Raw genomic sequence first — 5,740 nt, 5'->3', positions numbered from 1 at the left:
GTGGCCACATACACGATCGCCGCCAGGATCAGACGATCGTCGACCCGCCGCCGCCCTCCTCCCTGCGGCCGGGCCGGCGCCGGCGGTACCACCCGCTGAAACAACTCCCACAACTCATCGGGCACCAGTCGCTGAAAGAACGCATCCACGACACATCCAACGATCAACCACCAAATGAGTCACGGTCTCAGATGAAGCGACAGGACATACATCTCAGCGCTCGTGTGGATACCGACGAGGAGTTGGCGCAGCTCGCCGCGCGCGTCGGACAAGCATTGAACTGCACCTTCGCCCGAGGTGAATTCCAGCGGTGGCACGCACAGGTCGCGAACGTCTTCGGTCTCAAAATCTCCACGGTAGGCGAGTCTGGTATCGGTGGCAAGAACGTGGCCAAACTCGTTGGTGAAGTCGCCGAGGAGGGCTTCCTTTACGCTCCGGATGGCAGTGACGACGTCGAGTACGACAGCGTGGATATCAGTGCATACGTGGTCGATCTGCTCACCATCCGCACTGGGCTCCAGTGGTATCGACCCACTGCGGAAGACTACGCCTCCGAACGTGAAGCAGCCCGCGGAATTGACGACTGGCACGGGCAAGTCGGCCCCCAGGGATGGACCGAAGACGACGAAGAAAAATTCGGCGACTGGTGATGCGGACTTTCACGGCGAAGGACGGCGGGCCCGCCCTGCGCGCAGTGGACGGATTGTCTCCCGGACGCGGACCTGGCGGCACTGGACGAGGCCACGGCTGCTGCGATCTTGGCCCGCCGGCGCAGGGGGGTGCGGCTCCTCCTGAGGGAGTGAGGCGTTCAGGTCGGGCTGTCCGGCTGAACGCTCCCTGCCCCGGGCAGGCGTGTCGGGATTGCTCACAGGTAGTCGCGCCAGAACGGCACGGTGGCTTGTGGCGCCCGGCTTTCGGGGTGCTCGGGTCGGGGTTCCTCGAACTCCTGGTTGATGTAGTCGAGCAAGTCGACGCCGTAGTAGATGATGTCTGAGCCCCACATCGACAAGACCGGATGGCCGAAGCCGCCGCGGCCTTCGGGCAAGAACCTGTGCCCGTAAACCGGAACCATCCTGGGAACTCCGGCCAGATGCGACTGCGCACGTTCGGCGGCCGCCTCGGGTGAGTCCGGCCGGTCGCCCCAGGCGGTTGGCCAGTGTCCCCGCTGGATGTCCCGAAGCAGGAAGTCCGTCGACCAGGTGAGGTGCCGGCGGAGTTCGCTCGGCTCGCCGTTTCGCCAGTCGGGCCATGGTCGTTCCCACGCGTAGCTGGTGCCGGGCTCGTCTTCCCGCGGTTCGCAGACCGGTAGTCCGGCGGCGAGGAAGGCCCGGTGGTCGTCGGCGAACGCGAAACCGTACTCGTGCTCGATGCGCGCGAACTCTGCGTTGGTCAGGCCGGGCTCGATCACGCAGCAGTCCAACTGGGCCAGGCGCTCCGCTGCCTGCCTTCCGAGCAGAGCTCCCTCGTCGCTGATCATGCTCGAACCGTATCGCGGAGGCCTGGGCCTAACGATTCCTGAGGGAAAATCACAGGTCAGGCTGGGACGTTGTAAGTGTGTTGGTGTTCTTGCCGGAGGTGGTACTTCCAGTAGTCCCGGAAGTCGCCGCAGGCGATCAAGGCGCGCAGTTGCAAGATGGCCTCCGCGCCGGCCAGGCCCCACCGGGCGCCGGTGATGTCGAGGCGGTCGCCGATCAGGTGGCGGCACGCGCCTTCGATGACCCCGGTGGCGATCGGCCACCCGTTCTCTAATGCCTGGTCATAGCGGAGAAACTCGGCGTGGCCGGCCAGATAGCGGATGCAGGTGTCGATGCCACGGCGGTGCCCGGCAGGCAACACCGCGGCCTGCGCGGTGAGCCCATCGGTGACCTGCCCGGCGTTGCCCGCCAGTACTGCCAGCGCGCACCCGGCGACCCAGTCCTCGGCGGCCGGGTCCGCGGCGGGATGCAGACTCCGAGCCGCCGCCCACAGGTACTCCAGGACATGCACGAAGTCGATGACGATGCCGACGCTCACGTTCCGACGGGCAGCCTCGGCGCGGATCAGATCGAGCTGGTGCCGGGCGCCGTCGACCAGCACGACCCACGGGCGGACGTGTGCGGGGTCGCGGGCCTCGGCGTGGTCGAAGACCTTCTCGATCACCGTGGCGGGATCATCGATCACCGAGCCGCACAACCACTTGCCCCGCGCGTGCGGCCCGGCCCGGGGCGGCCGCCGTCCGCGTCGCCCGCCGGGAACGGCGATCACATCGTGCGGACGCCGCGGCGCGGGATCGGCGTCGTAGACCACGCCAAGGGTGGCCATCCGCTTGCGGCACGGTTTCTCCCCGGCCGCCAGACGGGTGCGAAACGTCGGCGTGCGGCCGGCGGCCGCCTTGCGGATGGTGGGCCGCAACGCCTCGGGCCGCATCACGATTCCCTTACCGTCCACGCTGAGTACCAGCAACGTGCCCGCGGTGCACGGCACCGGGATCTTCTGCCGGTAGAAGGCCCCGATATCGGCCGCGGCCGCCTTCACCAACTGCTCGAGTTGCCGTTTACCGAGCACCGGACCACACCGCGCCTCGATCGCGGCCTTGGCACCGTCAAAGGAGCCGCGCACCGCCTCGGTCACCGCCAGCCGGGTCAGTCCATGTGAGTGCCGCCCGCCCGGCAGCGATAACGCGGCATCGGCCGGATACACGTTGCGCACGCCCCGAGCCCGGAAGGCGCACCGCCGCACCGACGCCGTCCCAAAGACGGTGGCCAGCAGCCGATGATGACCGGACTCCACACAGCGGCGCAGCACACCGTCGGCACCGGCCACCCCACAGCGGCCGGCCGCACCGGCGTCCTGCCGGGCCAGGGCCTGTTCCTCCCGCGCCGCCCGCAAATCCAGATGATCCTGCAGCAACTGCCGCAACAGCAGGCGGCCCCGCACCTCGATCATCTCCTCCAGCCGGGCGTGGGACAGCTCCGCCGACCCGGGACCGGCGAGCTCACCCAGCAGATACTCAAAGGTCTCCGTCGACGCTGCAAACACGTCAGTCACCGGGACCGTGTCATACGGTTCCATCGGGTTCCTCTTCTTCGGGTCCGACATGGGTCGCACCTTCGAACCTGGGGAAGAAGAGCCCTCCTTACAACCACCGCGGCGGTGACGCCGCAGTGACACCCCCGGCCTGCCGCGGCTTATCAGGGCTTATCAGGTGATCTGTTCCCTGACTCGCTCGTTCACCCCGAACAATCCCGGGCCGTCCTCGCTCAGCCAGCCCCGCTCCGCCATCCGCTTCAACTTCGCGCGCAGGCCCTCGACCTTGGCCGCCTCGGCCGGCGACCCCAGCGCCGTCACGATCTTCCCGGCCCGCATCGCGCCACCGGCATCGACCAGCACCTCCAGCACATCCTGGTAGGTCCGCGGTAACACCGAGGCGTCCATCCCCGGACGCCATCGCGGCACCGTGGTCACCCCGATCGGCGACCCGCCCGGCTGTGCGACCACCCCGCCGACCTGGCCGGCATCGCTCTGGTCGTTCACCCCGCCCGCCTCGGCAGGCGACCGCTCTGCCGCCGGGCCGTCTCGCCCAGGATCTCCTCGACCGTCTCCCGAGTGATCATCAGCCGGGACAACGCCTCTTCCTCGGCCGCCAACTGCTCACGCAACCGCTCGACCCGTTCCCGGGCCACGGCCTCCCGCCGTGCCAACTCTCCAGCAACGAGCCCACCGCGATCGCCTCCACCTCGCACGGTAGAAGACGAGCCCGCCTCTTGCGAGCAGACTCTCAAAACCCCACGTCAACCAGTCCCTGAAACCGAGCTACACCCCGGCGCAGGGAGTCCATCCGCTCCATTGCCGCAGGCGTCAAAGTCTCGCAGCGTCGTCCACAAGACCCTGGCCGAGGCCCAGCCGGAGGCCCGGGAAGATCGGCACGGCTAGACGGGCCCCTTGGCCGCCGGCATGCCTTGCCGCTGGGACCATTGATCAGGTGGTCGTGGGGGCGAACAGGACACGGGGTTCCAGATGGAGCTGGGTGGTGGGGACATGTGCGCTGGCCAGCGTGTCCAGGCCGCCGGGCTGCTCCAAGGTCTTCAGCACCAGCCGCCCGGCCCGCTCGGCCACCTCCGGAACCGGCTCTCCGACTGCGTCGCAGACGTCAGCCGGGGTCACGGTTGGGTCATGGCCTCCCGCACCACCGACAGGACATCACCGAACACCCCCAGCAGCCGCTCGGACTCGGCACGGTGGGCCTCGCGCAGCGCCTCCAGATGGTCGCGGCCCTTCTTGTGGATAGCGGCCATCCGCTTGCAAAACATGGTCACCACGTCATCGCGGATACCGGTCGCGGCGGTGTGCACCAGGCTCACCATCAAGTGAGCCGCTTGTCCTCGGCGACCTTACGCATGTCGGCGGCGTCGGTGCCCCGGACCTCCCCGGCGAAATGCGCGACCTTCCCCGGCGGCACGCCCTCCAGCCACACCCTGGTCGGCCCGATCGCCTCGATGTCGGCCAGCAGCGCCAGCCGCTCCTTGAACTTGCCCAGCGACGCCGCCTTCGCCACGTCCTTCAGCCGGTCGAACTCGCTGCGCCGGCTGACCGGGTCGACCACCAGTAGCCGGGCCAGCCGCGCCCGCGCAGCCACATCCAGCCGCCCCGCCACCGTTTGGAAGAACCAGGTGTTGACCTCCGCGCGGATCGACGAAGCCCGACCGGCCGCCCGCCTGCAGGAAACCCAGCACAATGCATTCATGACCGGAGCACACGACAAGCTCGGCATCTTGGGCGAGGCCCAAGACGGCTCGTTCGTACTGCGATTCGACCGCACATACCCCTGCTCCCAAGCCAGGGTCTGGCACACGATCATCGATCGTAACGAGCTCAGCAGATGGTTCGACCCGTGGATCGACTACGAAGCCTCGAGCCTGAATTTCACGGAGGGAGCACGCCTTTCCTTCGTGGCACACGACAGCCATATCCTGCACACCCAGTCCGGCGAGGTCACCCGCGCCGATCCACCGCACCTGCTCGAGTTTGCCCGGGCATCACAACTACTGCGATGGCAGCTGACGGCGGACGGCGGCGCCTGTCAGCTCACTTTGACCATCACTGACGGCTGGCGCACCGGCCTAACCGCCAATGCCCCACGCGTGCATGCCATGCTGGACGCCCTCCGCGCGAGACTCTTTGGCACCCGACCCCCAACGCCCGATCTGGACAAACTACGACGCGCGTACGAGCACACGTTTCGCTGATCCTATCCACGTCCGAACCGCGGTTTCTCTCGTTCCGAAGTCGACACATGGAAGGACCACCCTCATGTCAGGTCTGCGTCTTCTTGCTGCACCACAACGGACACGTCGACGCAGTGGTCGACTACCAGGCGTCACCCACCGTTACTCGGAATGGCTCAGTGATTGAACTGGGTCGGCCCGGCCAGCGAGGTGGGCATTCTGGTGATGCCGGACACGATCTCTTTACTGGTCCACGCGCCGTCCACATCGCCGACGTCGCGGCGGAGCCGGAAGTCGTGCAGGGCACTTGGGAAGAGGGTGTCGTCTGCTTCGGCGGTGCAGATGGTCCGGCGTTCGATGCGGTCGTGCCCACGCTCCACTCGACGGCGGTGGTGTCGCTCCACTCGGCATCCGGGCCGCTCAGCAGGGCTTGCGCAGCGGCGCGGGCCAGCGGTTGGTTCTGAGAGGGCGTTTGATTTGCGTTGTTTGCCCTAGTACGTCCCTCGCCAGGTTGGTGTGGCTTCGTCGGTTATGCG

The 5,740-nt window shown here is 67.5% G+C and carries 11 protein-coding genes; 2 read left to right on the top strand and 9 right to left on the bottom strand.

From position 1 onward, the window contains the following. On the bottom strand, positions 1-149 hold a 149-nt coding region (locus ACSDR0_RS49175), incomplete at its 3' end, for a transposase (protein ID WP_435295887.1). 42 nt (positions 150-191) lie between these two features. On the opposite strand from ACSDR0_RS49175, the gene ACSDR0_RS49170 reads away from it, so the two are divergent. Beyond that, positions 192-650 carry a hypothetical protein gene (locus ACSDR0_RS49170; RefSeq protein ID WP_435295885.1) on the top strand — a complete coding sequence of 153 codons (459 nt, stop codon included), beginning with the start codon at positions 192-194 and terminating at the stop codon, positions 648-650. A 215-nt stretch (positions 651-865) separates the two neighbouring features. Here the strand turns inward: ACSDR0_RS49170 and ACSDR0_RS49165 are convergent, their stop codons facing one another. From ACSDR0_RS49165 to ACSDR0_RS49135, 7 genes are all read right to left on the bottom strand, one after another. Then, positions 866-1,477 carry a hypothetical protein gene (locus ACSDR0_RS49165; protein WP_435295884.1) on the bottom strand — a complete coding sequence of 204 codons (612 nt, stop codon included), beginning with the start codon at positions 1,475-1,477 and terminating at the stop codon, positions 866-868. Positions 1,478-1,533: 56 nt separating this feature from the next. Next, positions 1,534-3,051, bottom strand: a complete 1,518-nt coding sequence (locus ACSDR0_RS49160) for an ISKra4 family transposase (RefSeq protein WP_435295886.1) — start codon at positions 3,049-3,051, stop codon at positions 1,534-1,536. A 129-nt stretch (positions 3,052-3,180) separates the two neighbouring features. Next, entirely contained in the window at positions 3,181-3,513 is a 333-nt protein-coding gene (locus ACSDR0_RS49155) for a hypothetical protein (protein WP_435295883.1), read from the bottom strand. Then, positions 3,510-3,680 (bottom strand): hypothetical protein, encoded by a 171-nt coding sequence (locus ACSDR0_RS49150; RefSeq protein ID WP_435295882.1) that lies wholly within the window; start codon positions 3,678-3,680, stop codon positions 3,510-3,512. Before ACSDR0_RS49150 ends, ACSDR0_RS49155 begins: the two co-directional genes overlap by 4 nt. 277 nt (positions 3,681-3,957) lie before the next feature. Next, complete coding sequence (locus tag ACSDR0_RS49145) at positions 3,958-4,143, bottom strand: hypothetical protein (protein WP_435295881.1); 186 nt, start codon at positions 4,141-4,143, stop codon at positions 3,958-3,960. Continuing rightward, positions 4,140-4,343 carry a hypothetical protein gene (locus ACSDR0_RS49140; protein WP_435295880.1) on the bottom strand — a complete coding sequence of 68 codons (204 nt, stop codon included), beginning with the start codon at positions 4,341-4,343 and terminating at the stop codon, positions 4,140-4,142. The genes ACSDR0_RS49145 and ACSDR0_RS49140 overlap by 4 nt, the downstream gene beginning before the upstream one ends. Then, a complete protein-coding gene (locus tag ACSDR0_RS49135; protein ID WP_435295879.1) occupies positions 4,343-4,615 on the bottom strand; it encodes a hypothetical protein in 273 nt (90 codons plus the stop codon). Before ACSDR0_RS49135 ends, ACSDR0_RS49140 begins: the two co-directional genes overlap by 1 nt. A gap of 34 nt (positions 4,616-4,649) precedes the next feature. On the opposite strand from ACSDR0_RS49135, the gene ACSDR0_RS49130 reads away from it, so the two are divergent. After that, positions 4,650-5,225 (top strand): SRPBCC domain-containing protein, encoded by a 576-nt coding sequence (locus tag ACSDR0_RS49130; protein ID WP_435295878.1) that lies wholly within the window; start codon positions 4,650-4,652, stop codon positions 5,223-5,225. Positions 5,226-5,380: 155 nt separating this feature from the next. Here the strand turns inward: ACSDR0_RS49130 and ACSDR0_RS49125 are convergent, their stop codons facing one another. Beyond that, positions 5,381-5,584 carry a hypothetical protein gene (locus ACSDR0_RS49125; RefSeq protein WP_435295877.1) on the bottom strand — a complete coding sequence of 68 codons (204 nt, stop codon included), beginning with the start codon at positions 5,582-5,584 and terminating at the stop codon, positions 5,381-5,383. Between the last annotated feature and the right edge of the window lie 156 nt (positions 5,585-5,740).

Origin of the sequence: Streptosporangium sp. G11 (genome assembly GCF_051192615.1) — a bacterium.
GTDB lineage: Bacteria > Actinomycetota > Actinomycetes > Streptosporangiales > Streptosporangiaceae > Streptosporangium.
This window is presented reverse-complemented; position numbering and strand designations above follow the sequence as displayed.

Bases quoted from the DNA above. Each gene is read 5' to 3' on its own strand.
- ACSDR0_RS49170 (WP_435295885.1), top strand. From the start codon at position 192: ATGAAGCGACAGGACATACATCTCAGCGCTCGTGTGGATACCGACGAG.
- ACSDR0_RS49165 (WP_435295884.1), bottom strand. From the start codon at position 1,477: ATGATCAGCGACGAGGGAGCTCTGCTCGGAAGGCAGGCAGCGGAGCGC.
- ACSDR0_RS49160 (WP_435295886.1), bottom strand. From the start codon at position 3,051: ATGGAACCGTATGACACGGTCCCGGTGACTGACGTGTTTGCAGCGTCG.
- ACSDR0_RS49140 (WP_435295880.1), bottom strand. From the start codon at position 4,343: ATGGTGAGCCTGGTGCACACCGCCGCGACCGGTATCCGCGATGACGTG.